The organism is Variovorax sp. OK605, from assembly GCF_900115445.1.
Classification (GTDB): domain Bacteria; phylum Pseudomonadota; class Gammaproteobacteria; order Burkholderiales; family Burkholderiaceae_C; genus Variovorax.
Window position 1 is genome coordinate 171,603 of sequence record NZ_FOWL01000006.1, and the last position, 24,723, is coordinate 196,325.

At 68.0% G+C, this 24,723-nt stretch carries 25 protein-coding genes; 15 read left to right on the forward strand and 10 right to left on the reverse strand.

Annotation, left to right across the window (positions count from 1 at the left end; translation table 11 throughout):
- The first annotated feature begins 1 nt into the window (after position 1).
- The 10 genes from BM013_RS17400 (at position 2) to BM013_RS17445 (ending at position 10,136) form a co-directional block, all read left to right on the forward strand.
- Positions 2–415, forward strand: a complete 414-nt coding sequence (locus tag BM013_RS17400; RefSeq protein WP_143098288.1) for a DUF6950 family protein — start codon at positions 2–4, stop codon at positions 413–415.
- Positions 416–546: 131 nt separating this feature from the next.
- Positions 547–4,599, forward strand: a complete 4,053-nt coding sequence (locus BM013_RS17405; RefSeq protein WP_143098289.1) for a phage tail tip fiber protein — start codon at positions 547–549, stop codon at positions 4,597–4,599.
- A 2-nt stretch (positions 4,600–4,601) separates the two neighbouring features.
- Positions 4,602–5,216, forward strand: coding sequence for a DUF4376 domain-containing protein (locus tag BM013_RS17410; protein WP_093128889.1), 615 nt, complete (start codon positions 4,602–4,604; stop codon positions 5,214–5,216).
- Positions 5,217–5,240: 24 nt separating this feature from the next.
- Complete coding sequence (locus BM013_RS17415; protein WP_143098290.1) at positions 5,241–5,675, forward strand: phage tail fiber protein; 435 nt, start codon at positions 5,241–5,243, stop codon at positions 5,673–5,675.
- A 3-nt stretch (positions 5,676–5,678) separates the two neighbouring features.
- Entirely contained in the window at positions 5,679–6,503 is an 825-nt protein-coding gene (locus tag BM013_RS17420) for a phage tail protein (RefSeq protein WP_093128891.1), read from the forward strand.
- Between the two features lie 9 nt (positions 6,504–6,512).
- Positions 6,513–7,112, forward strand: a complete 600-nt coding sequence (locus BM013_RS17425; RefSeq protein ID WP_093128892.1) for a DUF4376 domain-containing protein — start codon at positions 6,513–6,515, stop codon at positions 7,110–7,112.
- Between the two features lie 55 nt (positions 7,113–7,167).
- Positions 7,168–7,650: a hypothetical protein gene (locus BM013_RS17430; RefSeq protein WP_093128893.1), complete on the forward strand. Its 483-nt coding sequence runs from the start codon at positions 7,168–7,170 to the stop codon at positions 7,648–7,650.
- Between the two features lie 160 nt (positions 7,651–7,810).
- The gene (locus BM013_RS17435) at positions 7,811–8,119 is read left to right on the forward strand and encodes a DUF3649 domain-containing protein (RefSeq protein ID WP_093128894.1); all 309 of its coding nucleotides are present in this window, start codon (positions 7,811–7,813) and stop codon (positions 8,117–8,119) included.
- Positions 8,116–9,783 (forward strand): PepSY-associated TM helix domain-containing protein, encoded by a 1,668-nt coding sequence (locus BM013_RS17440; protein ID WP_093128895.1) that lies wholly within the window; start codon positions 8,116–8,118, stop codon positions 9,781–9,783. Before BM013_RS17435 ends, BM013_RS17440 begins: the two co-directional genes overlap by 4 nt.
- Positions 9,783–10,136, forward strand: a complete 354-nt coding sequence (locus BM013_RS17445; RefSeq protein WP_093128896.1) for a DUF3325 domain-containing protein — start codon at positions 9,783–9,785, stop codon at positions 10,134–10,136. Before BM013_RS17440 ends, BM013_RS17445 begins: the two co-directional genes overlap by 1 nt.
- A gap of 16 nt (positions 10,137–10,152) precedes the next feature.
- Here BM013_RS17445 and BM013_RS17450 read toward each other — a convergent pair whose 3' ends face one another.
- Positions 10,153–11,220 (reverse strand): aldo/keto reductase, encoded by a 1,068-nt coding sequence (locus tag BM013_RS17450; RefSeq protein ID WP_093128897.1) that lies wholly within the window; start codon positions 11,218–11,220, stop codon positions 10,153–10,155.
- 129 nt (positions 11,221–11,349) lie between these two features.
- Between BM013_RS17450 and BM013_RS17455 the strand changes: the two genes are divergently transcribed.
- Positions 11,350–12,324, forward strand: a complete 975-nt coding sequence (locus BM013_RS17455; protein ID WP_093128898.1) for a LysR family transcriptional regulator — start codon at positions 11,350–11,352, stop codon at positions 12,322–12,324.
- Here BM013_RS17455 and BM013_RS17460 read toward each other — a convergent pair.
- The 4 genes from BM013_RS17460 to speD are packed head-to-tail and all read right to left on the reverse strand — an operon-like array spanning position 12,266 to position 15,776.
- A complete protein-coding gene (locus tag BM013_RS17460; RefSeq protein WP_093128899.1) occupies positions 12,266–13,657 on the reverse strand; it encodes an aminopeptidase P N-terminal domain-containing protein in 1,392 nt (463 codons plus the stop codon). The two genes, BM013_RS17455 and BM013_RS17460, sit on opposite strands and share 59 nt — an antisense overlap.
- Before the next feature lie 6 nt (positions 13,658–13,663).
- A complete protein-coding gene (locus BM013_RS17465) occupies positions 13,664–14,620 on the reverse strand; it encodes a hypothetical protein (RefSeq protein ID WP_093128900.1) in 957 nt (318 codons plus the stop codon).
- Entirely contained in the window at positions 14,617–15,345 is a 729-nt protein-coding gene (locus BM013_RS17470; protein ID WP_093129142.1) for a nucleotidyltransferase family protein, read from the reverse strand. The genes BM013_RS17465 and BM013_RS17470 overlap by 4 nt, the downstream gene beginning before the upstream one ends.
- Before the next feature lie 50 nt (positions 15,346–15,395).
- Complete coding sequence (speD, locus tag BM013_RS17475) at positions 15,396–15,776, reverse strand: adenosylmethionine decarboxylase (RefSeq protein WP_093128901.1); 381 nt, start codon at positions 15,774–15,776, stop codon at positions 15,396–15,398.
- Positions 15,777–15,936: 160 nt separating this feature from the next.
- Here speD and BM013_RS17480 point away from each other — a divergent pair, with 160 nt between their 5' ends.
- Together BM013_RS17480 and gap are read left to right on the forward strand one after the other, a co-directional pair.
- Positions 15,937–18,036, forward strand: a complete 2,100-nt coding sequence (locus BM013_RS17480) for a transketolase family protein (RefSeq protein ID WP_093129143.1) — start codon at positions 15,937–15,939, stop codon at positions 18,034–18,036.
- A 63-nt stretch (positions 18,037–18,099) separates the two neighbouring features.
- Complete coding sequence (gene gap / locus BM013_RS17485; RefSeq protein ID WP_093128902.1) at positions 18,100–19,101, forward strand: type I glyceraldehyde-3-phosphate dehydrogenase; 1,002 nt, start codon at positions 18,100–18,102, stop codon at positions 19,099–19,101.
- A gap of 70 nt (positions 19,102–19,171) precedes the next feature.
- Here gap and BM013_RS40525 read toward each other — a convergent pair whose 3' ends face one another.
- Positions 19,172–19,762, reverse strand: a complete 591-nt coding sequence (locus BM013_RS40525) for a hypothetical protein (RefSeq protein WP_143098291.1) — start codon at positions 19,760–19,762, stop codon at positions 19,172–19,174.
- 136 nt (positions 19,763–19,898) lie between these two features.
- Here BM013_RS40525 and BM013_RS17495 point away from each other — a divergent pair, with 136 nt between their 5' ends.
- A complete protein-coding gene (locus BM013_RS17495; protein WP_093128904.1) occupies positions 19,899–20,498 on the forward strand; it encodes a hypothetical protein in 600 nt (199 codons plus the stop codon).
- 18 nt (positions 20,499–20,516) lie between these two features.
- On the opposite strand, the gene BM013_RS17500 is transcribed toward BM013_RS17495, so the two are convergent.
- The 3 genes from BM013_RS17500 to BM013_RS17510 form a co-directional block, all read right to left on the reverse strand.
- The gene (locus BM013_RS17500) at positions 20,517–21,119 is read right to left on the reverse strand and encodes a hypothetical protein (RefSeq protein WP_093128905.1); all 603 of its coding nucleotides are present in this window, start codon (positions 21,117–21,119) and stop codon (positions 20,517–20,519) included.
- 24 nt (positions 21,120–21,143) lie between these two features.
- A complete protein-coding gene (locus tag BM013_RS17505; RefSeq protein ID WP_256221540.1) occupies positions 21,144–21,689 on the reverse strand; it encodes a YajG family lipoprotein in 546 nt (181 codons plus the stop codon).
- Positions 21,690–21,943: 254 nt separating this feature from the next.
- Positions 21,944–22,252, reverse strand: a complete 309-nt coding sequence (locus BM013_RS17510; RefSeq protein ID WP_093128907.1) for a putative quinol monooxygenase — start codon at positions 22,250–22,252, stop codon at positions 21,944–21,946.
- A gap of 113 nt (positions 22,253–22,365) precedes the next feature.
- On the opposite strand from BM013_RS17510, the gene BM013_RS17515 reads away from it, so the two are divergent.
- Complete coding sequence (locus BM013_RS17515; protein WP_093128908.1) at positions 22,366–23,691, forward strand: Nramp family divalent metal transporter; 1,326 nt, start codon at positions 22,366–22,368, stop codon at positions 23,689–23,691.
- Here BM013_RS17515 and BM013_RS17520 read toward each other — a convergent pair.
- Positions 23,678–24,634: a LysR family transcriptional regulator gene (locus BM013_RS17520; protein WP_093129144.1), complete on the reverse strand. Its 957-nt coding sequence runs from the start codon at positions 24,632–24,634 to the stop codon at positions 23,678–23,680. The genes BM013_RS17515 and BM013_RS17520 overlap by 14 nt on opposite strands.
- Positions 24,635–24,723 lie beyond the last annotated feature (89 nt).

A 24,723-nucleotide genomic window follows, 5' to 3' on the forward strand; every position in this document is an offset into this window, starting at 1 on the left:
CATGCAGAACCTAGACGATTTCATCGCGGTGCGAAGAAACGCACCCTTCGAGTACTTCCGGCACGACTGCGCGCACATCGCGGCCGACTGGGTCATCGAGCGCACCGGCAAGGACCCGCTGGCGGACCTGCGTGCGGCCGATGCGCCCATCGGCAGAAGAAGCCTGCTGGCTGCCTTGCGCGCGGTGCGCTCTGCCGGCGGATTCATGCCGGCCGCCACCGCGCGGCTCGGCCCACCCTTGCCCGGTGCGATGGCGCAGCGCGGCGACGTGGTGCTGGCGCGCAGCGGCGGCAAGGTCGGGCGCGTGTCGGGCTACAGCTTCGGGATCTGCACGGGGTCGCACATCGCGGCACCGGCGGCCGACCGGCTTGTGTTCTTGCCACTTACTTCGGGGGTTGCCACATGGCGCGTTTGATTCGTTTCGCTTTTGTCCTTGGGGCGCTATCCGGGGTCTGTACTGCTGCTATGGCAGAGCCTGTTTCCGGATTTCTTGCTTGGATCGGAACTGCGGCGGGCGCGACTACGGGGGCCGCCGCCGTGGGCGGCATGATCGTCTCGACGGCGATCTCCATCGTGGCAAGCGCCTACGGCAACATGCAAGCCAAGAAGCAGGCCAAGGCTGCCGCGGCCCGCAAGCTCGCCGAGGACGTCGCGAACCTCAAGGAACGCACCACCACGATCATCGCGTCCGATGCACCGCATGCCGTCATCTACGGCGAGCCCGCACCGGTCGGTGGTGCCGTCGTGGCGGTGCTCACCGGTGGCGAGTACAACCACCTGAAGCACGTCGTCATGGTCCTGGCCGCGCACCCGTGCGAAGCCGTGACCGACATCCAGATCGAAGGTGTCTCGCTCGGCGCGCTCGATGCGAACGGGTATGCCTCGAATCCCGAATTCATCGTCACGGATTCGGAGTCGATCAACGGCGGCGTGCCCGGCGTCAACGTGCAGGTCCACCTGTCGCCCGGCGGAGTCGACACCGCCGATGCGTACATGCGCGACAACCTCGATCCGTGGCCGTCCAGCAAGGGCCTGTGGACCGAAGCCCACAAGCTCAGCGGCTACACGTACATCGTCGTCACGCTCAACCTGTTCGTCGAACGCTTCCAGGGCGGCCTGCCGTCGATCACGGCGAGCGTCAAGGGCAAGAAGGTCTACGACCCGCGCAGCGCAGCGACGGTGTACAGCCGCAACCCCGCGCTGTGCCTGGCCGACTTCCTGCGCTCGGAAGAAGGCTACCTGGCCTCCAACGACCAGATCGACCAGAACGCGCTGATCGTTGCAGCCAACGCCTGCGAGACGCCTGTCTACGACCCCGGCACGGCCATGGCCGACCGGGCCAACTACGGCAGCAGCGCCGCACGCTACACCTGCGACGGCATGTTCCGTTCGGACCAGGACCGCGACAGCACGCGCCAGCAGCTCGAAGACACGATGGCGGGCTACAGCCTCGAATCGGGCGGTGTCTGGCGCATCCTGGCCGGCGCGTGGACCACGCCGGTGCTCGCGTTGACCGACGACGACCTGCTGGCGCCCATCACCGTGGTGCAGACCTGCAACCCCGGCACCGCGCGCTACAACGGCGCGAGGGGCACCTACGTCAACCTGACGCGCACCGGCGTCTCGGAAGACTTCAAGCAGTACCAGAACGCGGTCTTCCGCGCCAACGACCAGAAGGACAAGTTCCTCGATCTCGTGCTCCCGTTCACCACGGCGCATGCACGCACCCACCAGATCGCGCGTGTGCTCGTCGAGCAGAGCCGGGGCGGCTTCGTGCTGCAGATCCATCCGAAGATGCTGGCGTGGCACCTGCAGCCGGGCGACCGCATCGTGCTCACGAGCGTGCTGTACGGCTTTGCCAACAAGCCGTTCCGCGTGCAGGACTGGAGCTATTCGATGAGCTCGCCGCTGTCGTTCCAGGTCATCGAGGACGAGGAAGCCTTCTACGACACGGCCGACGAGGTGCTGCGCGACCCTTCTCCGAACACCAACCTGCCGAACCCGTTCCTGCTGCCACAGCCGCCGCTCGATCTGCAGGTACGCAGCGGCCAGGAGCAGATGGTGCAGCAGGGCGGCACGCTGGTGATCCGCGCGCGGGTGAGCTGGTCTGCGTCGGTGGACGACGCAGTGCTGCGCGGCGGGAACGTGCAGGTGCAGTGGCGCACGACCACGCCGGTCGGCGACTGGCAGTCCGTCACCTTGCCGGGTACGGCCACCGAGACCTTCCTGCTCGGCCTCGAGGTGCATGGCGAGTACCAGGTACGCGTGCGGTTCATCACGGCCTATGCGTCGAGCTACTGGACGATGGTGACGCACACGCTGCAGGGCGCGAGCGTGAAGCCGGGCGACGTCGAGGGATTGAGCCTCGTCGTCGAATCGGCTGGCGTGGTGGCACGCTGGTCGGCGCCCACCGGCATCGACCTGCTCGAATGGGGCGCGACGCGCATCTTCATCGGCGCCACGTTCGAGACGGCGGTGGAGCGATGGACCGGCAAGGCCCTGGCCGCCAACATCGGCTGGCTGCCGGCCGGGACGGTGAAGGTCTGGGCCCAGCATGGCAATACACAAGGGGTCTGGGGTGTTCCGATCTCGGCCACCATCGACATCGCGCAGCCCGCCCAGCCCATCGTGCGCGGCGAAGTCTGGGGCGCGCAGATCGAGCTGGCCTGGCAGGCCTGCGGCACCACGCAGCCGGTCTCGGCGTACATCGTCAAGGTGGGAGCGACGCTGGCGGAGGCGGTCGAGATCGGCCACACGGGCTCGCTGAACTTCGTGCGCACCGAGCCGGTGGCCGCCACGCGCATCTACTGGGTGACGGCGTTCGACATGGCCGGCAATGCCAGCGATGCGGGGTATGTACAGCTTGCTTCGCTGCCGTCGATCGACGATGCCCTGGCTGAACTGCAGGAAGGGTTGGACGGCATGGTCGCGGACCTGCTCAACGTCAACTCCGGCATTGCGGAGCGCCTGCTCGACGAGACCATCGAACGCGGCACCGCGATCACGCAGGTGCAGCACCTGGTGACCGAGGGCAACGAGCAACTGGCGCAGCGCATCGACACCGTGGCGGCGAAAGCCGTGGGTTACGTGCGGGCGAACCTGGTGTTCAACGGCGGTTTCGAGTTCGACCTCGACGGATGGACCGCGAGTGCCGGCGCATGGACGATGGCGCAGGACGACTGGGGCGCCTCGGCGCGGCTGCTGTCCGACGTTCCCGCCAACGGCTGGTTTGCGAGTCCTCGTTTTCCGGTCAGCCCCGGCAACTGGTATGCGGGGTCCGCAGACACGCGCTTCAACACCGACACGGGCGAGTCGGGTCTGGTTCTCGAGTTCTTCGACAGCGCGGGTCATTCGCTGGGCACCGCCGCAAGCCTGAAGGCCGGGGGGCACGATTTTCTGAACTCGCAGCAGCGCCGCAACGAACTCGCGGTCGAGGCGGCGGCGCCGAATGGTGCTGCGGCCGCGAGCGTCAATTTCGTTTGGTCGGGCTACACCGCCGGCGGCATGCTCGGGCTTCGCTATGCCAAGGCCGAACAGGGAAGATTCCCGGTCACGCCGTACAGCGCGGAAACCAGCGACCGTGGCGCGATTGCCGCGGTGAGACAGGAGAGCACCGCGCGCGCGTCGGCCATCGAGGCCGAGGCCATCGCCCGCACCACGCTGGCGGTGCGCGTGGACGGCGCCGAGGCGTCCATTGCGCAGGAATCGGCGGTGCGCGCCGATGAGACGGGCCGCCTTTCGGCGAAGTGGGGGCTGAAGGTGGTCGCGGGCAACAAGACGGCCGGCATCCTGCTGAACAACGACGGCAAGGACAGCGACATGGTCGTGCTGGTCGACCGATTCGCCATCAGCACCATCGATGCCCAGGGCGCGATCAAGTACCCCTTCGTCGTCGGGTCGGTGTCGGGCGTCTCGACGGTGGGCATCGACGGCAACCTGGTGGTCGATGGAACGATCACCGCGCGATCGATCAACGTGAATCAGCTGTCGGCGATCACGTCCCGGCTGGGGTATGTGACGGCGGGCCAGGTCGATATTTCCGGCGACGGCGTAGGGGGCTGGGGGTACATCCGCAGCAAGGGCAAGTGGCACGGCGACGGCGGTCCCGGTTGGCTCCTTGCGCGACACCAGAGCGGGCAGGCCGTTGTCGAGTTGAACGCCGGCAACATGCTGCTGCAGATGAGTACGGCCGACGGCCGGTTCCGGCTCGCCGGACCCGGGTTCAATCTCCAGAACGAGGGACTGACGATCAACCAGGTCGACGTGATCGACACGTTCAACCTGCGCGGCCAAGCGGTGACGGTTCCTACGGCGGCGGCGTCTCCCGGCAAATCCGTCACGATCACGCACGTGATCCCGGGGGAGCACACGCTGCAGACCTTCATCTTCGGCTGCACGTTCGTATGGGAGACGGCCTTCGCTCTCATCATCGTTGACGGCCAGGAGAGGTGGCGGGGCGCGGGTTTTGCCTTGAGCACGGTCTCGGGCGGCATCGTCATTCCATTGGCCCCCGGCGCTCACACCGTGACGATGTTTTCGCTCGCCTCCTCCGCCGGCGAGGCCGGCACTTCCATCTACGCGCTGTCCACGCGCCGTTGACCATGTTCTCCTTCACCATCTACACCCGAAATACCGGCGAAGTGCTTCGCTGGGGCACCGTCGCTCGACGCGAATGGTGCGACGCGCAACTGCAGACGCCTGCCGAGGCCCTGCTCTTGCGGGAGGTGCCTCGCGGCCACTACATCGTCGACAGCGAACCGGTTCCGATGCCCGAACGACCGAGTGCGGATCACGTCTTCGATTGGACGACGCATGCCTGGTGCGACCCGCGCTCCATCGAGGATCTCCGTACCGGCCTGAAGGCCGAGATCGCGCGCCGGCGCTGGGCGTGCGAGGTCGGGGGCCTCGGCCTGCCCGACGGTCTGCGCATGGGCACGGGCCGCGAGGACCGCGCCGCGCTGGCTGCAGCCATCGTCGACATGGCGCAGGCCGGCATCGAAGAGATTGATTTCAAGATGCCAGGCGGCTTTCGTCGCATGACGCGCGATGCCCTGCAGGCCGTCGCCAACGTCGTCACGGTGCACGTGCAGCGCTGCTTTTCCGCGGAGGCTGCCCATGCCGCGCTCATCGATTCCATCGCCGACCGCAGCGTCCTGCTGCATTACCCCGTCGCCGATTTCCCCGCTGTGCCGGACGCCATCGGCCAGCTTGCTTAAACCCGTTCAACTCCGGAGCATCACATGCCTTACACCACTGCATCAGCCAACGCACTTCTCAAACTGATTCTTCAGGCAACCCCGATTTCAGGGCTTGCCGACAACGCGGTGACCGCACCGCTGACGGTCGTCTATGCCAGCCTCCACACGGCCGCGCCTGGCGCGGGAGCGAACCAGTCCACCAATGAGGTGGCCTACCCTGGTTACGCGCGGGTCGCCATCACGCGAGGGCCGACGGGCTGGACCGTGGCGGGGAACGTCGCGAACCTGGTTGCTGCAATGGAATTCGTCGAGGTCTCGGGCACCGGCATTTCCACCGCCACGCATCTGGGTGTTGGCACTGCCGCTGCTGGCAACGGAATCCTCCTGACGTACGGCGCGCTCGACCCCGTCATTCCGATCCAGGCCGGTGTCGCCCCGCGGCTGAAGACCGCGACCAAAGTCACTTTCGAGGTCTGAACGATGGCTGTCGTCTTCGAAAATCGAGTCATCGAAGCGTGCGTCACGCTCGGGACCGGCAACCTCGTGACCTCCGGCGCGGACCTGGGCTATTTCACTTTCGCCGAGAAAGTCCCTGTCGGTTCGACCGTCCATTACCTCTGCGAGAGCGTGAATGCGGTAGGCCGTCCAACCGGAGAGTTCGAACTTGGCCGAGGCACCTACGTAGCGGCCAACACGATCTCGCGCGATACGGTCGTGGCTTCGAGCAACGCCGGCGCCGTGGTCAACTTTGCGCAGGCGAACAAGCGCGTGTCCTTGACGGTGCTGGCTCCCACGACCCCCGTCGTCAGGACCGACTGGCGAGAGGTGATCGGTGCGCAAGTCGAGCCTGGCGTCGTGGGCTACACGGCGGCTTCCGTACCTCCGTCGGGCTGGCTCAAGCGCAATGGCGCGGCGGTCTCGCGCACCATCTACGCGGCACTGTTCCAGGCCATCGGCATCGACTACGGCGCTGGCAATGGAGCGACCACCTTCAACCTCCCGGAGGCGCGCGGCGAATTCGATCGCGGCTGGGATGAAGGCCGCGGCATCGACCCGGGACGTATACGGGGCACGAAGCAGCCGGATGCGCTGCAGGGGCACGTCCACGACAACAGCATGAGCATCAGCACGATCGTCGGTGGCGACAACCAGGGCTATACGGTGGGCTCCATCTACACCAGCAACGCTGCGTCGCAACGCGGTGCGCTGGCGATTCCGGGCACGCATGCAAGCTACACCCCTGTGCGTGTCGCCGCCGAGACCCGACCGAGCAACGTCGCCTACCTTCCCATCATCAAGTTTTGAAGGCCTCGCATGAGCAAGACTGTCTATTCATTCGACCCAAGCACGCGAGCGTTCGTGTCAGAGCTGGCGCTCTCCAGCGGCGATCTGTCTCCGCTGGAAGGGGGTGTGTACCTGATCCCAGGCGACTGCCTCGAAGTGCAGCCCCCCGCCCCGACGCCTGGCAAATGGCCTTTCGCCGTCGCGGGGGCGTGGGTGCTGGAAGCACTGCCCGCCGATCCCGAACCGGAGCCGGAACCGGTCCTTACGGAAGAAGAGCGTCGGGCACGGCTGAAGGTGGCGGTCACCGCGCACCGCTGGGTGATCGAAACGGGCGGCATCGCGTTGGCCGGCGGCATGAAGGTCAAGACGGGGATCGACGATCAAACGCGGATCGCGCAGGCCATCCGGGGCATGGAGGCCAACGGCCACGCGGACGTTCCTTTCAAGGCCGAGTCAGGGTGGCTCACGCTGACGTCGGCGCAGATGGCCACGCTGCAGAACGCAATCGCTTCGCACGTGCGCGCCTGCTTCGAGGCAGAGCGTTCGCATCACGAAGCCATCGATGCACTCGATGTTTCCGGGATCGAGCAATACAACATCCTGGCAAATTGGCCGAGCGGGCAAGCATGAAGCGCATGCTTTCGCATCGCGTGGTCGACGCGCCGGGCCACAACAGGAGCTGAGCATGTTCGGCACCACTTCGTTCGCCTCGCTGCTGTTGGGCGCAAGCCCTGCAGTGTGGCGTCTAATCTTCGACGCGTCGGGATCGCCGACGGGTGCAGTGCAGGTCGACGGGCAGGGCTCGGGTGTCGCTGCAACGGGCGCAGGCTTGCTGAATTCGGTCCGCACGGACGGACGCCTGGTCGCGATGTTCCTGACCTCGGGAACGTCGTCAACGTCCGCGTCCCTGACGGCAAAGGCAGCCGCTGCGTGGAATGCGGGCGGCACGTTCGGGCTGAATGCGCAATTCGCCGGCGCCAGCGGCGCGGTCGCTTCTTCCTCGGGTCAGCCGACCGGTGCAGCCGTCTTCACGGGCTATCGCATGCGGGCCTACGATCAGGACTTTCCGGCCAACCCGACGTCCGGCTCCGCGGTGCGGATCGGAGCCCGGCAGTTCGAGTGGAGGGCCTCTTCGGCGCGCTGGCATCCGGCGGGGCCAGTGCCCTAGAAGAAAAAGCCGCTCGGGCCGCAGGTCCCTCTTCGTCCGCGTCCGAGCTGGCTGGGGCTGAAGAGGCTTTTCAAGATGCGTATCATTCTCATCTTCTGAAGTCTCTCCTCCCCTTCGCCATGAATTTCCGAACGACCCCGCGCGCCGTCCGGCGCGCGTCGTGACCGCCGGCGTTCGCTATCGCCTCGGCGTGGCGTCGCGCGCGGTGGCTGCCATTGCCGGCGGCTACGGGGTGGCGGCGCTGTCCGCCGCCTTGCTCGCGCTGTGCCTGCCCGCTCTCTTCGGCATGGCACGCAGCGAAGCCGCGATGACCGGCACGCTGGCCTCCTTCCTCGTCTTCGCCATTGCCGTGATGTGGGTCTTCGCCGCGCGCACGGCGCTGCGCGCGTGGTCGGGCCTCGCCATTGCCGCGGTGCCGATGGGCCTGCTGCTCGCGTTGCTCATGCGATCCGCCGGAGGCGCCGCATGAAGGAAGGATTCCGCCAGTCGATGGCGTGGCTGCATACCTGGTCGGGCCTGCTGGTCGGCTGGGTGCTGTTCATGGTGTTCATGGCGGGCACGGCCTCGTACTTCAGGGACGAGATCACCGTCTGGATGAAGCCGGAGCTGCACGGCCTCTCGCGCACCGCGGTGCCGACAGCACAGTCGGCCGAGGCGACCTACGCCTACCTGCAGCAGCACGCGGCCGACTCGCCGCGCTGGTTCATCACGCTGCCGACCGGGCGCGAGCCGTCGGCCAGCCTCTTCTGGAACAAGCCGCCGCCGCCCAAGGGCGCGCCGCCGGTCGACCGCCGCGACCGTTTCGGCCGCGCGATGCTCGACCCGGCCACCGGCCAGGCCAGCGCCGCGGCGCGCGAGACACGCGGCGGCGAGTTCTTCTACCGCCTGCACTTCGACCTGCACTACATGCCCGCGCTGTGGGCGCGCTGGATCGTGGGCTTCTGCGCGATGTTCATGCTGGTGGCCATCTTCAGCGGCATCGTCACGCACAAGCGCATCTTCAAGGACTTCTTCACCTTCCGCCCGAAGAAGGGCCAGCGCTCGTGGCTCGATGCGCACAACGTGACGGCGGTGCTGGCGCTGCCCTATCACGCGATGATCACGTACACCGGCCTGGTCACGCTGATGTTCATGTACATGCCCTGGGGCCCGCAGGCCGCCTACAAGGACAGCGGCGGCACGCAGGCTTTCTTCGCCGAGGCGTTTGCCGGCGGCGTGCGCGAACAGTTCAAGGCCGCGGGCCAGCCCGCGCCGATGGCCCCGATCGCGCCGATGCTCGCGCAGGCCTCCGCGCACTGGGACGGCGCGGGCGTCGGGCGCATCACGGTCAATTCGCCGAACGACGCCAATGCCGTGGTGATCCTGCGGCGCGCCGATGGCCCGCAGCTGTCGTACGAGCAGCCGACGATGCAGTTCAACGGCGTGACCGGCGCGATGATCGGCGCGTTCGGCGACACCACCAGGCCCGCCGCCGAAACGCGCAGCGTGCTCTATGGCCTGCACATCGGCCGCTTCGGCGCTCCGCTGGTGCGCGCGCTGCTGTTCCTCTCGGGGCTCGCGGGCTGCCTGATGGTGGCCACCGGGCTGCTGCTGTGGGCCGTGAAGGAGCGCCAGAAGTTCGCCAAGACGCTCAAGCAGGGCGGGCGCGTGGGCTTCGGGCTGCGGCTGGTCGACGGGCTGAACCTTGGCGCGATCGCCGGGCTGCCGGTGGCCATGGCGTCGTTCTTCTGGGCCAATCGCCTGCTGCCGCTGGACGTGGCCAACCGTGGCGAGGCGGAGATCACCTGGTTCTTCACCGCCTGGGGCGCCACCGCCGTGCTGGGCCTGCTGCGGCCCACGCTGCGCATGTGGCAGGCGCAGCTGGCGCTGGGCGCGCTGCTGTTCGCGTTGCTGCCGGTGCTCAATGCCTTCACCGGCCCCGCGCCGCTGAGCGTGAGCCTGCGTTCGGGCCCGAGCGCGGTGGCGGGTTTCGACCTCGTCGCGCTGGCGCTCGGCCTGGGGCTCGCGGCCGCGGTGTGGATCGTGGAGCGCAAGCGCCGCACGTCGGCGGCCAGGCGGGCGGCGCAGGCTGCGCAAACCCTTCAGCCTTCGCAGGTGCCGCAGGCGCTGGTCACTTCGGAACAGGGCTCGTGATGGATTCGCTGCTCCTCGCCCTCGTGTTCGCCGCCTCGCTCGCGGGCTTCTGCGCGCTGAGCCTGGCCATGGACCGCCACAGCGAAGACGTCTATGGCCGCGGCAGCACACCGGGGCCGTGGCGGCGCTGGCTGCAGCTGGGCGGCACGGTGCTGCTGTGCCTGTCGCTCGGCGCGAGCCTGCAGGCCGCGGGCAGCTCGATCGGCTGGGTGCTGTGGCTGGGCGCGCTCACGGCCGCGGCATTGGCGACCGTCGCGTTGCTGGGCTGTGCGCCGCGGCGGTTCACGTGGATCGGCTCGGCCGCGGCGGCCATCGCCGTGGGCGGCGGGCTGGTCTGCCTGCTGATGGCCTGACCGCCCGCTTCGTCTTTCAAGCCGGGCGTCGCGCCACGGTGTCGCCGAACACCACGCCCTGCGTCATCGGCAGTGCCATGAAGTCGTGCGGAAAGCCCTTCGCGATGGCGCTGACCGCGTCGAGCCGGCGCAGCGTCTCGGCGTCGAGCTGCACGTCGAGCGCGCCCAGGTTGTCCTCGAACTGCGCGAGCGTGCGCGCGCCGATGATCGGCATCACCACCGGCGCGGTGCGGTGCAGCAGCCACGCCAGCGCGATCTGCGCGGACGAGCGGCCCTGCTCCTTCGCCACCTGCGCCACCGTCTCGGCGATGGCCAGCGAACGCTCGCTCAGCGCGCCACTTCCCACGGCCACGTCCTTGCGCGTACCCGTCACGCCGGACGCTGCGCCCTCGGTGTGGCCCAGGTCGGCACGCGTGTACTTGCCCGACAGCACGCCGCTGCCCAGCGGCGACCACGCCATCACGCCCAGGCCGAGCTCGTGCGCCATCGGCAGCAGCTCGCGCTCCACGGTGCGCTCGATCAGGCTGTGCTCGATCTGCAGCGCCACCAGCGGCGTCCAGCCGCGCAGGTCGGCCAGCGTCTGCATGCGCGCAACCTGCCAGGCCGGCGTGTCGGAGATGCCCGCGTACAGCACCTTGCCCGAACGCACGAGGTCGTCGAAGCCGCGCATCACTTCGTCGATGGGCGTGAGGTTGTCCCAGATGTGCAGGTACAGCAGGTCGATGTAGTCGGTGCCCAGGCGCTTCAGGCTGGCCTCCACCGAGCGCACCATGTTGCGGCGGTGGTTGCCGCCCGCGTTGGGGTTGTCGGGCTGCATGTTCAGCGTGTACTTGGTGGCCAGCACCACCGATTCGCGCCGGTCCGCCATGAACTGGCCGAGCAGCTTCTCCGAGCTGCCGTTGGTATAGAAGTTGGCGGTGTCGATGAAGTTGCCGCCGCGTTCCAGGTACAGGTCGAACATGCGGCGCGATTCGCTGGCGTCGGCGCCCCAGCCCCAGTCGCTGCCGAAGGTCATGGTGCCCAGCGACATCGGGCTGACGCGCAGGCCCGAGCGGCCGAGGGTGAGGTAGTTGTCGAGCTTCATGGTGAATGTCCTTTCAGGGGTGCGGCGGCGCGGTTGCGTCGCCATGGCCTTGAAGGTAGTGGCCGCATTGCTTTGGAAAAAGCCCGGTCGGGTTGATGCTTTGTGAAGCTGGTCTTCATAATGAAAGCCATGTCGCCCGAACTGCTCCCCGCCATTGCCGCCTTCGCCCGCGTGGCGCACCACGCCAGCTTCACCCGCGCGGCGGAAGAACTGGGCGTGTCGCCCTCGGCCCTTTCGCAGACGGTGCGCGCGCTGGAACGCAAGCTCGGCGTGCGGCTGCTCGACCGCACCACGCGCCGCGTGGGCGTGACCGAGCTGGGCCAGCAGTTCCTCGACGGGGCGCGGCCCGGCCTCGATGCGCTGGCGCAGGCGGTCGCGGGCATCGACGAGGCGCGCGACAAGCCCGCCGGGCTGCTGCGCCTGAACGTCTCGCGCGTGGCGGCCGAGCTGCTGCTGTTTCCGTACCTGGGCGATTTCGCGGACGCCTGGCCCGACATCACGCTCGAGGTGGTGTGCGACAACCGCATGGTCGAGCTGGTCGCAGGCGGCTTCGACGCCGGCATCCGGCTCGGCGAGAGCCTGGCGCAGGACGTGGTCGGCGTGCCGGTGGGCGGGCCGTTGCGCATGGTCACCTTCGCGGCGCCGCGCTATCTGAAGGGCCGCACGCCGCCGCGCGTGCCGGAAGACCTGCGCGCGCACCGCTGCCTGAACTACCGGCTGACCACGGGCGGTCTCTATCGCTGGGAATACGCGCAGGACGGGCGCGTGCTCGACATCGCGCTGTCAGGGCCGCTGGTGAGCAACGACAGCGAGGTGCTGCTGGCCGCGGCGCGCGCGGGCGCGGGCATTACCTCGGCCTTCGAGGGCGCGGTGCGCGACGACTTCAGGAGCGGCCGGCTGGTGCCGCTGCTGGAGCCCTGGTGGCCGACCTTTCCGGGCTTCTACCTGTACCACCCGAGCCGCGCGCAGATGCCGCGCAAGCTGCGGGTGTTCATCGACTTCCTGCAGGCGCGGCACGCGCCGCCACCGGTGTCGCAGCGCGCGGTCAAGCCCGCATCAGCGCCTCGATCTCGTCCGCGTCCACCGGCACGCCGCGCGAAATGAGTTCGCAGCCCGTGGCCGTGACGATCGCGTCGTCCTCGATGCGAATGCCGATGTGGTGGAACTGCTCGGGCACGCCCTCGCCGGGGCGCACGTAGATGCCGGGCTCCAGCGTGAGCACCATGCCCGGGTGCAGGATGCGGCTCGGGCGGTTCTTGATGAGCTCGTTGGACAGCGGGTCCTTGCGCTCGCTCACCTCGCCGACCTGCGTGGGCTCGACGTAGCTGCCGCAGTCGTGCACGTCCATGCCCAGCCAGTGGCCGGTGCGGTGCATGTAGAACTGGAAGTAGGCGCGCGAGTCGATCACGTCGTCCAGGCCGCCGACCTTGTTGGCGTCGAGCAGGCCCAGGTCGAGCATGCCCTGCGCCAGCACCTTCACGGCCGCGTCGTGCGGGTCGTTGAAGCGGTTGCCGGCCTTGGTGGCGGCGGCCGAGGCGTACTGGCTCTGCAGCACCAGGTCGTACAGCGCGCGCTGCGGGCCGCTGAACTTGCCGTCGGCCGGAAAGGTGCGCGTGATGTCGCTGGCGTAGCCGTCGAGCTCGCAGCCCGCGTCGATCAGCACCAGCTCGCCGGGGCGCACCGGCGCGGCGTCGGCGCGGTAGTGCAGCACGCAGGCATTGGCGCCGGCCGCGACGATGGAGCCATAGGCCGGGTACTGCGAGCCGCCCAGGCGGAATTCGTGCAGCAGCTCGGCGTCCAGGTGGTACTCGCGCACGTCCTGGCCTTCGCGCAGCATGCGTGCCGACAGCTGCATCGCGCGGATGTGGGCGCGCGCGCTGATCTGCGCGGCGCGCCGCATGATGTCCTGCTCGTGCACGTCCTTCACGAGGCGCATTTCGTCGAGCGGGCCGCACAGGTCGCGCTGTTCCTCGGGGCACAGCGCGCCGTAGCGCACGCGCGCGCGCACCGACTGCAGCCAGCCGTCGATGCGCGTCTCCAGGCCCTTGTGGGTGGCAAAGGGGAACCACACGGTCGAGCGGTTCTCCAGCAGCTTCGGCAGCTTGGCGTCGAGGTCGCTGACGGAGAAGGCCTCGTCCAGGCCCAGCTCGGCGGGGGCCGCGTCGGGGCCCAGGCGGTAGCCGTCCCAGATCTCGCGTTCGAGGTCTTTCGGTGCGCAGAACAGCGTGGCGCGGCCGTCGCCCGCCAGCACCAGCCAGGCGTTGGGCTCGGTGAAGCCGGTCAGGTAGTAGAAGTAGCTGTCGTGGCGAAACAGGAAGTCGCTGTCGCGGTTGCGCTGGCGCTCGGGCGCGGTCGGCACGATGGCAATGCCGTCCTTGCCGAGTTGCGAGGCGAGGCGCGCGCGGCGCTCGGCGTAGATCTGGGTGTCATTGAGCATGGGATTTCACTTTCGATACGGTGCAAGTCCGGGGTCCGCGGGTACCAGGTGCCGCCATGGGAACACATCCTGTGCAAAGTGGCTGACATACCCGCCGATCGTTGACTGGATGACCATGAATTGGAGCGACGGCCGCAGGCCCTGCAGCCGCTGCAGCTGCGCCAGGTCCAGGCAGGTGTTGCGCAACCGGAGCACGCGCAGCCGCGCGCCCAGCGGACCGTTCAACAACGCCTCGTAGTCCTCGAAGGCCGTGATGCCGCCCGGCGCCCGGTCGGCCGGCCACACCATCTGCTGCTCGGTGGATTCGGCAAAGTCCAGCAGCGTCAGGGCCGGCAGGTTCTGCGGCAGGTTCTGTGCCGCGGCAAGGTTCCGAATGAACTGCTGGGTGTCGAAATGGGCGCCGACGCACAGGCAGCGCAGCTGCGGCAGCGGCACGGCGAAGAAGTCGGCGTTGGGCGGGTTCGGCACCGTCAGTTCGCTCAGGCGCGGGGTCTTGCGCACCCAGCGCGCGATGTCGCCGGCCTCTTCGAGGATCTGGCCGCTCGCGCACACCAGCGACTGGTTGTGGTCCTCCGGCTGCGTCGGCTTGATGAACAGCGAGCGCAGGCGGGGAAAACTCACCGCGCTGTCGAGCAGCGGCGCGAAAGTCCATTCGCGCGTGCCGTTGGCCCCGCTGTCGGGGCCGCTGAACGACAGCGAAGTGATGCAGTCGGCCACGTCCTGGCGGCTCAGGCAGGCGAGGGTTTCATCGAAGGCCTCGCCCCAGATGTCGCCGAAGTATTCGACATGCCAGCCCTGGCGCATGGGCGCGAGGCTCACGCGCGTGAAGTCGCTCTCGCAGAGCGGCACTGTCAGCGGGTCTTCGGGCTCGCCGTCGTTGCGCTCGGCGGCCGCTTGCAGGGCCAGGTCGTGCAGGCGCTGCGGCAGCAGGCGCAAGGCGTCGGGCAGCGGCGCGAGTGTCATGCAGGCGGTGCCGAAGGAGCGCCGGTGTTGAGTTGCTGCAGGCGCTGCGGCGTGCCCACGTCGGTCCAGGGGCCGGTGTAGAGCTCGGCGCTCACCTGCCGGTCGTTCATGGCGGCGCGCAGGATCGGCGCCAGCGCGGCCTTCACGCCCGCGGGGTTGCCGGCCGGGATGTCGCAGTACGGCGGCGCGAAGAGCGCGGCGCGGTAGAGGCCGATGGTGGAGAAGGTGAACTTCTCGGCGGCAGTGTTCAGCGCCAGGCCGTCGGCGGAAAGCCCGAAATCGCCGTTCGGGTTGTGCGCCGGGTTCGGCACCAGCCACAGGTGGGCGAGCTTGCCGCTGGCGACGAAGCGCTCGGCCGCGGCCTGCGTGAATTCGAAGCCGGGTGCGAACACGTCGCCCGCCGCCACCCAGAACACCTCGCCCAGCAAGGGCAGCGCGCGCACGATGCCACCGGCCGTCTCCAGCGCGCCGCCGAAGTCGCGGCCCTCGTCGGAGTATGAAATTGATAGCGCGATGCCGTTGTCCAGCAACGGTGTCGGGCCGAAATGGCCTGAAATCTGGGTGCTTAGCCAGTCGGTGTTGACCACCAGCCCGGTGAAGCCGCCGGCCGCCAGTGCCTCCATGGGCCATTGCATCAGGGGCTTGCCGCGCACCTCGAGCAGGGGCTTGGGGCAGGTGTCCGTCAAGGGCCGCATGCGCTCGCCGCGGCCGGCGGCGAGCACCATCGCGCGGACCGGGGGCACTGCGCTGGCTGCGCTCACTTCGATCTTTGCGCTCAAGCTGCGACCCGGCCGCGCTGCAGCGCGTTGCGTTCGCTGTGCAGCGGCTTGAACAGCGACACCAGGCATTCCATCAGCGCATGCGCCTTGGCCGAGTGGTCGCCGCCGAAGTTGCACACGTACACGTCGAGCGTCACGCCGCGCTGCTCGGGCCAGGTGTGGATGCACAGGTGCGATTCAGCCAGCAGCACCGTGGCGGTGACGCCGCCCGGCCCCGCGGGCGTGGCGGGAAATCCGTGCACCAGCGTGCCCACCGCCTGCAGGCCGGCGGCGGCCACCGCCTTCAGGCAGACCGCGCCCAGCGCCTCGCGGTCGGTGAGCCATTGAAGGCCGCATTGGCAGTCGTGGAGGTCGGCGGTGAGGTGCAGCCCGTGCATGGGGCGCAACTCTAGCAGTCCGGGCGTCGAGCTCGGGCGCTGCACAAGAGAACATCGGCGGGGTGTTCGGCCCGTATCGGCAGTGGTTTGGGCTCGCCCGGTAAAATCGCGGGTTCCCCCCAATCCCACCCACCCCTTTTCCCCCGAAAGCCCCATGCCCATGGCAAACCAAGCCCTGATGGCCAACGCGATTCGCGCGCTGGCCATGGATGCCGTCCAACAAGCGAATTCCGGACATCCGGGTGCACCGATGGGCATGGCCGACATGGCCGTCGCGCTCTGGGGCGAACACCTGCGCTACAACCCCGCGAACCCGCACTGGTTCGACCGCGACCGCTTCGTGCTGTCCAACGGCCACGCCTCGATGATGCTGTACGCGGTGCTGCACCTCACCGGCTACGACCTGCCCATCGGCGAGCTGAAGAACTTCCGCCAGCTGCACAGCAAGACCGCTGGCCACCCCGAGATCGACGTCACCCCCGGCGTCGAGACCACCACCGGCCCGCTGGGCCAGGGCATCACCAATGCCGTTGGCTTCGCGCTGGCCGAGAAGCTGCTGGCCGCCGAGTTCAACCGCAAGGACCACGCCGTGGTCGACCATCACACCTACGCCTTCCTGGGCGACGGTTGCATGATGGAAGGCATCAGCCACGAAGCCTGCGCGCTGGCCGGCGCCTGGCACCTGAACAAGCTCGTCGCCCTGTACGACGACAACGGCATCAGCATCGACGGCCAGGTCAAGCCCTGGTACATCGACAACGTGGCCGAACGCTTCCACGCCTATGGCTGGCACGTGATCGGCCCGATCGACGGCAACGACGCCGCCGCGGTGTCCGCGGCCATCGCCAAGGCCAAGCAGTCGACCGACAAGCCCACGCTGATCAACTGCAAGACCGTCATCGGCAAGGGCAGCCCGAACCGCGCCGGCACCGCCAAGGCCCACGGCGAAGCCCTGGGCGCCGAGGAAATCAAGCTCACGCGCGACGCCATCGACTGGCACTTCCCGCCCTTCGAGATCCCGGCCGAGGTGTATGCCGACTGGAACCACAAGGACGCCGGCGCCAAGACCGAAGCCGAGTGGAACGAGAAGTTCGCCGCCTACGCCGTCGCCTACCCCGAGCTGGCCGCCGACTTCACGCGCCGCATGAAGGGCGAGCTGCCCAAGAACTTCCACCAGGTCGCGTTCGACACCGTGGTCGCCGCCCACACCAAGGCCGAGACCGTGGCCAGCCGCAAGGCCAGCCAGCTCGCGCTGGAAGCCTTCACCGCCGCACTGCCCGAAATGCTCGGCGGCAGCGCCGACCTGACCGGTTCGAACCTCACCAACACCAAGAGCACCCCGGCGTTGCGTTTCGACGCCAAGGGTCACGTGGTCATGACCATGCCCGCGGTGGAAGCCAAGCAAGGCGCCGAAGACGAAGCAGCGCCCGCCGCACCCCTCGAGGCACCGCACGGCACCATCGGGCGCCACATCAACTACGGCGTGCGCGAGTTCGGCATGGCGGCCATCATGAACGGCGTGGCGCTGCATGGCGGCTACATCCCCTACGGCGGCACCTTCCTCACCTTCAGCGACTACAGCCGCAACGCCATCCGCATGGCCGCGCTGATGAAGCGCCGCGTGATCCACGTGTTCACGCACGACTCCATCGGCCTGGGCGAAGACGGCCCGACGCACCAGTCGATCGAGCACGCCGCCTCGCTGCGCCTGATTCCCAACCTGGACGTCTGGCGTCCGGGCGACACGGCCGAAACCGCCGTGGCCTGGGCCGTGGCGCTGCAGAACCAGTCGCGCCCGACCGCGCTGCTGCTGAGCCGCCAGAACATCGCCTACGCACCCAAGAGCGAACTCGGCGACATCAGCCGCGGCGCCTACGTGCTGTCCGAGCCGGAGGCCGTGGGCCTGAAGAGCAAGAAGACAGCCGCCGTCATCATCGCCACCGGTTCCGAAGTGCAGCTCGCACTGGCCGCGCAGAAGCTGCTGGCCGAGAAGAAGATCGCCGTGCGCGTGGTGTCGATGCCCTCGACCACCACCTTCGACCGCCAGGACCTGGCCTACAAGAAGGCCGTGCTGCCGAAGAAGCTGCCGCGCATCGCCGTGGAAATGGGCTGCACGGGCGGCTGGTGGAAGTACGGCTGCGCCGCCGTCGTGGGCATCGACACGTACGGCGAGTCGGCCCCCGCGCCGGAGCTGTTCAAGTACTTCGGGTTCACGGCGGAGAACGTGGCCGCCACGGTGGAAGCCGCACTGCGCGACTGATCGCGTCGCAGCGTTTCTTCTCGCCGGTTCACTACAAGTTTTTCAACCTTAGGAGCAAGTCAGATGGCTATCAAACTCGGTATCAACGGCTTCGGCCGCATCGGTCGCAACGTGCTGCGCGCAGCGGTGCAGAACTTCAAGAACGACATCGAAATCGTTGCCATCAACGACTTGCTCGAGCCCGACTACCTGGCCTACATGCTCCAGTACGACTCGGTGCACGGCCGTTTCAAGGGTGAAGTCACGGTCGAAGGCAACACGCTGGTCGTGAACGGCAAGAAGATCCGCCTGACGCAGGAGCGCGACCCGTCGCAGCTGAAGTGGGACGAAGTCGGCGCCGACGTGGTGCTCGAATCGACCGGCCTGTTCCTCACGAAGGAAACGGCGCAGAAGCACATCGACGCGGGCGCCAAGAAGGTCATCCTGTCGGCACCGTCGAAGGACGACACCCCCATGTTCGTCTACGGCGTGAACGACAAGAAGTACGCCGGCGAAGCCATCATCAGCAACGCCAGCTGCACCACCAACTGCCTGGCCCCGCTGGCCAAGGTGCTGAACGACAAGTGGGGCATCAAGCGTGGCCTGATGACCACCGTGCACGCCGCCACCGCCACGCAGAAGACCGTGGACGGCCCGAGCAACAAGGACTGGCGCGGCGGCCGCGGCATCCTGGAAAACATCATTCCCTCGAGCACCGGCGCCGCCAAGGCCGTGGGCGTGGTGATCCCCGAGCTCAACAAGAAGCTCACGGGCATGAGCTTCCGCGTGCCGACCTCCGACGTGTCGGTGGTCGACCTGACGGTCGAGCTGGTGAAGGAAGCCACGTACAAGGAAATCTGCGCCGAAATGAAGGCACAGAGCGAAGGCGCGCTGAAGGGCGTGCTGGGCTACACGGAAGACAAGGTGGTGGCCACCGACTTCCGCGGCGACCCGCGCACCTCGATCTTCGACGCCGAAGCCGGCATTGCACTGGACAGCACCTTCGTGAAGCTCGTGAGCTGGTACGACAACGAATGGGGCTACTCGAACAAGTGCCTGGAAATGGTGAAGGTCGTGTCGAAGTAAGACTTCGCGGCTTCAATGAACAACGCGCCCGAGGGCGCGTTTTTTCATGGTGCCGATGGAAGCTGCGGCACTAGCCTGGCGTTCGTTGCGTTTCGTACCATCCGAAAAAGCCGCGCAGGCCCTCTGCGTCGCAGGCGCCGGGGCCTGCCCATTTCAGGCGCTCCTTCAACTTCTCATCGTGGCTGGCATTGGGCACGACCATGCGGGCCCCTTCCTGCAACCGGAACCCATTGCCGAGCAGCCATGCCACGGACAGCTTCAGCGATTCCAGGTGCGGCCCCCAGTACAGCTGGGCAAGGAGCCATGCTTCCGTGTTGTCGGCCATGCCGTACTCCAGCGCGGCATCGTCGAGGGCGCGTTTGAACTCTGCCCAATCCATCGGGGATGGCCCTTCGTGAAAGACCCCCGCACCCGGCGCATCAATGGGATGCGCGACCGATGCGTGCAGCGAGGCGACGAATGACGGCTCGAGAGAAACTGTGCCTTCCCTTGCCGATGCCACAACGCTGCGCCATCCGCACCGAATGGCGGCCTCGAGCGCATCCACAGATGTGGTGACTGGCCCCCGGTTGCAGAACGCCAACTCCATGCGGGCCAGTTCCCGCGCAAGCTCCGGTGCGCGGCGTTCGGCGTCCTCCCAAAGGGCTTCGGTCTTTTGCATCGCTTGAATTGTCGGTTGAGCGCCGTGCCGATCCAGCGCCATGTTCTCGTTCGGCCCGCGATACGTTTCACTTCAGCGGCGAAGGGCTCTCGTGCGCTTCTAGAATCGAATAACAATTTATTACGAGGAGAAGCGTGTGATCGGAAAATTGCTTGCCATTGGTTTGGGCGCCCTTTTGCTTGTCGGCTGCGCCCACAAAGTGGAAGTCGGAAGCACATCGGCTGCGTACGAAGTGCGTCGCGACAGGGTGCAGCCCACCAAGGCCTACGTGGCGGTATCCAGCGATCTCGCCAACCTCGAGAAAGTCGTCAAGCCGGGACAGATCTGCGGCGCGCACAGCTACCCCGTCAGCGTGGGGCCTGCCATCAAGACGTCTATCGTGCGTACCGTTTCCGCGGCGCATCAGTCGGTGGTGCCAGTTCAGACCGCCGGGGAGTCCGGCAAGGACGGGGTGCTGTACACCTTCGCTCTCGACGACTTCAATCCGCGACTGCGTTTTCAGCCAGGCTTCTTCGCAGGCACGGCGGACGCGAGCGTTGAACTCTCCATCAGGACCACCGCCGTGTCCGCCGAGGGGCGAGAGCTCGCGACCACGACGGTTCGTGGCTTTGGCCAGGAGTCCATCGACGGGGACTGCCCTGCTGGCGCCGAAGCGCTGGGGAAGGCGACGGAGAAAGCCGTGCGCGTGTCGCTCGAGAACTTCGTGGCGCGAGTGATCAACCAACGTCTGGACTGACGTCTGCATGCGAGAAGCTCATCGCAGCTTCTCATCCCTGCGGATCTCGCTGCTCAACTGCGACGTCAACCGCGTCGCGGCCCTTCGCGCTGCGAGCCCGAAGTCGCCCTTGAACTCGCCGAACTCCGCCGTGCCGTTGCCCGCCGCGCGCACGCGCGTGACCTCGGCGCCCGCGGCATCGGTCACCACGCACGACACCTCGGCTATGAACGAAGTCGGCGGCCAGCTGATCCATGACGAGGAGCTCGACTCGGTCCTGATGCGCGGCGCGAACACCAGCGACACGCCCGCCGTCTCGTTCGCCTTCGCGTCGCCCGCGGTGCGCAGCACGACCACGTCGCGGTACACCGCGCGCAGCGCATCGCGGATCGACTTTTCGAGGTCGCGGTACGGGTAGTAGCTCACGCGGTCGCCGCTGCCGCCAGGCGTGACGACCTCCAGGTCGCGGTCGGCGTCGGTCATCACGTAGGCGACCTTCTTCGGCACGAGGTGCGCCTGCGAACGCGGCGGCGCGGTCTCGGTGATCATGGTGATCGGGTGCACGCAGCCTGCAAGCAGCAGCGTTGCAACGGCGACGGCCGCACCACGCCGGACCGCGGTCATCGGAAGAGTGAACTGCATCGAAGCGCCTCCTGGCCTGTCGGGTCAACGGCCGATGGCGGCCACGAACTGCGGATCGGCATACACCTTGCGCAGCAGCGCACGCACGAGGCGCGGGTAAGCGGCCTGGCCGGCCGGCACGGCGACGATGTTGGCGTAGCTCGAATCGAAGGCGGTCTCGGCGCGGTAGGTCTTGCGCAGGCGCTGCGCGTTGTCGCGCGTGACGGTGACCTCGACGTCCATGCGGCCCGTGCCGTTGATCACGCCCAGGTCGATGTCGTTCACGAGGATGCGCGCCGCGATGCGCGTGGGCGCCTTGGGGTCGTAGACGGAAATTTCGCTGAGGTCGCGCATCAGCGCGTCCTGCAGGTACTGCGCGAAGCTGCCGCTGGGCGACAGCAGCTTCGCACGGCGCAGCTGCACGGTGTTGACCGGTTCTTCGGGGTCGGTGGGCTGTGCCTTGGCGAGGGCCACCATGCCGGGGCGCGCGGCCTCGAGCCGGTCGAGCGCTTCGTAGTCGGCCGCGTAGGGCGGTGCCAGCAGCGGCGCGCAGCCAGCGGCCAGAACGGCGGCAGCCAGTGCGCCGGACACGGGCAGAGCGCGACAAAGCCAGCCCGAATGCAAGCGCAAGAGCGGGTGCAACCGCAAGCGCAAATCTTGCGAACGAAAGATCGCCATGTCTTCAGTCCCCTCTCTCCACGAGGCCCCGGATTGCATGCATGGTGCATCGGTGGCGCGTGCTCCCGGCGCGAAGGTAGCACGCATCGCGCCGCGCGCGAAGCCGGGCTTGCGCGCGTGTTCGCTCGAGTCAGCGCTTCAGCGCCTCGGCGCCTCGGCGCGCCGGCTCAGACCGGTTCGAGCACGTGGATCAGCTTGCTCTCGACGAATTCCTTGGTCTTCGCGCCGTGCGCCGCCATGTGCGGTGCCACGGCGTGTGCCTGCAGGTGCGCCAGCGTTTCCCACTTCTCGATCACGACGAAGGTCTCTGGGCCGAAGCTGGCCTTCGACGGGGGGATGCCTTGCGCATCGACCGTGGCGCCGTACTCGATGCAGCCGGCTTCGGCCAGCACGGCCGCGCGGTTCTCGGCGAAAGCCTCGAGCAGTCTGGTGCGTTGGCCGGGCTTGGCGGTGATGACGGCGACGACGTGAATCATTTGAAAGAGTCTCCAGTGGTTGATGGGTGCGACGCCAGAGCCTAAGAGATTCGGGCCCGCCGCGCCGGTCCGGTCGGCGACAACACCACGGACTTGTCCCTATCATCGCGCGCATGTTCTTCCCGCTGCCCCGCACGGCCACCGCGCCCTTCTGCCCGTCCGAGGTGAAGGGCAGCGTCGCCGTCGCGCAAGACCTGCCCTTCTTCAAGAAGCTGATGCGCTACGCCGGCCCCGGCCTGCTGGTGTCGGTGGGCTACATGGACCCGGGCAACTGGGCGACCGACATCGAGGCCGGCTCGCGCTTCGGCTACGGGCTGCTGTTCGTGGTGCTGCTCGCCAGCCTCGCGGCCATGCTGCTGCAGACGCTGTGCGTGCGCCTGGGCCTGGTCACGCAGAAGGACCTGGCGCGCGCCTGCCGCCAGCACTACTCGCCGCTGGTGAACCGCCTGCTGTGGCTGGGCGCCGAGCTGGCCATCGTGGCCTGCGACCTGGCCGAGGTGCTGGGCAGCGCGCTGGCGTTGCACCTGCTGTTCGGCGTGTCGATTCCGGTGGGCATCGGCATCACGGCCTTCGACACCCTGCTGGTGCTGGGCCTGCAGGGCGCGGGCTTCCGCCGCGTCGAGGCGATCGTGCTCGGGCTGGTGCTCACCATCGCGGGCTGCTTCGTCGTCGAGCTCGCGATGGCGCCTCCCAACTGGTTCGGCGTGGCGATGGGCTTCGCGCCGAGCCTGGAGCGGCTGCACCAGCCGGGCGCGCTGTACCTGGCCATCGGCATCGTCGGCGCCACGGTGATGCCGCACAACCTGTACCTGCATTCGTCCATCGTGCAGACGCGCCTGGTGGCCGACACCGACGCGGCGCGCCGCGAGGCGGTGCGCTTCTGCACGCTCGACGCGGTGGTGTCGCTGTCGCTCGCGCTGCTGGTCAACGCGGCCATCATGGTGCTGGCGGCCAGCGCCTTCCACGCCACCGGCCACCGCGAAGTGGCCGAGATCGACGACGCCTACCGGCTGCTCGAACCCATCGTGGGCAGTGCCCTGGCGGCCACGCTGTTCGGCATCGCGTTGCTGGCCTCGGGGCAGAGTTCGACCTTTACCGGCACCATCGCGGGCCAGATCATCATGGAAGGCTTTCTCGACCTGAAGATCCCGTGCTGGCAGCGCCGCCTGATCACGCGCCTGCTGGCGCTGGGCCCGGCCTGGTTCGGCGTGTGGTGGTTCGGTGACGGCGGCGTGGGCAAGATGCTGGTGCTCAGCCAGGTGGTGCTGAGCTTTCAGCTGCCGTTTGCGATGTGGCCGCTGATCCGCTTCACGAGCCGGCGCGACATGATGGGCGCGTTCGCCAACGGGCCTGTCATCAAGTCGCTGGCGTGGCTGCTGTTCGGCGTGATCAGCGCGGCCAACGTGTGGCTGGTGGCGTCGGTGCTCAGCGGCGGCTGAGCGCCGATACAGGCTCGGGCTTGGGCTCGGCCTCGTCCTTGCCGAGCGCCTGCGCGATGAAGTCGACGAAGGCCCGCACGCGCGCCGACAGCTGGTGGCGCTGCGGGTACACCGCGTAGATGTCGGCATCGGGCGTGCGGCAGTGGGCCAGCACCTGCACCAGCCGGCCGCTGCGCAGGTAGCGCGCAATGTCCCACTCGGCGCGCATCAGGATGCCGTGGCCGTCCAAGGCCCAGTTGACCGCGATCTCCCCGTCGTTGGTGCTCAGCGCGCCGCGCGTCTTCACGGCCTCGGTGCGCTGCGCCGCGCCGCGGCCCGTGCTCAGGCGCCACACGCCGTAGGCCTCGTCGCCCTGGCGGATGCCGATGCAGCGGTGGTGCGTGAGGTCGTTGGGCACCTTGGGCTGGCCGGCGCGCGCCAGGTAGGCCGGCGAGGCGCACAGCAGGCGCCGGTTCGACGCGATGCGCCGCGCGATCACGCGCGCCTCGGGCGGCGCGCCGAAGCGGATGCAGACGTCGAAGGCGTCGTCGGTCAGCGGCGGCGGGTTCACCGACAGCTGCAGCTGCACTTCCACCTGCGGGTGCTTGCGCACGAACTTCGAGATCACCGGCGCCACGTGGCTGCGCCCGAAGCCCAGCGTGGCGTTCACGCGCAGCAGGCCCTGCGCCTCTGCCTTGGCGCCGCCCAGCAGCTGCGCCATGTCGTCGATCTCGCCGAGGATGCGCCGCGCGCTGGCCACGTAGAGCTCGCCCTCGGGCGTGAGGCTCATGCGCCGCGTGGTGCGGTTCACCAGCGTGACGCCCAGGCGAGTCTCCATCTGCGCGAGCCGCTTGCTCACGGCCGGCGTGCTGATGCCGAGCTCGCGCGCGGCGGCGCTCAGGCTGCCGCAGGCCGCGAGCGTGGAGAAGAAGCCGAGGTCGGCGGGCTGGACGGGGGAAACCATGGCCACCTCACTGTTGAATTGAAGTTAAGGATGGATTCACTTTCGGCATGAATCGTTCGTCGCATCGAATCCTACAGTGGCCCTTTCGC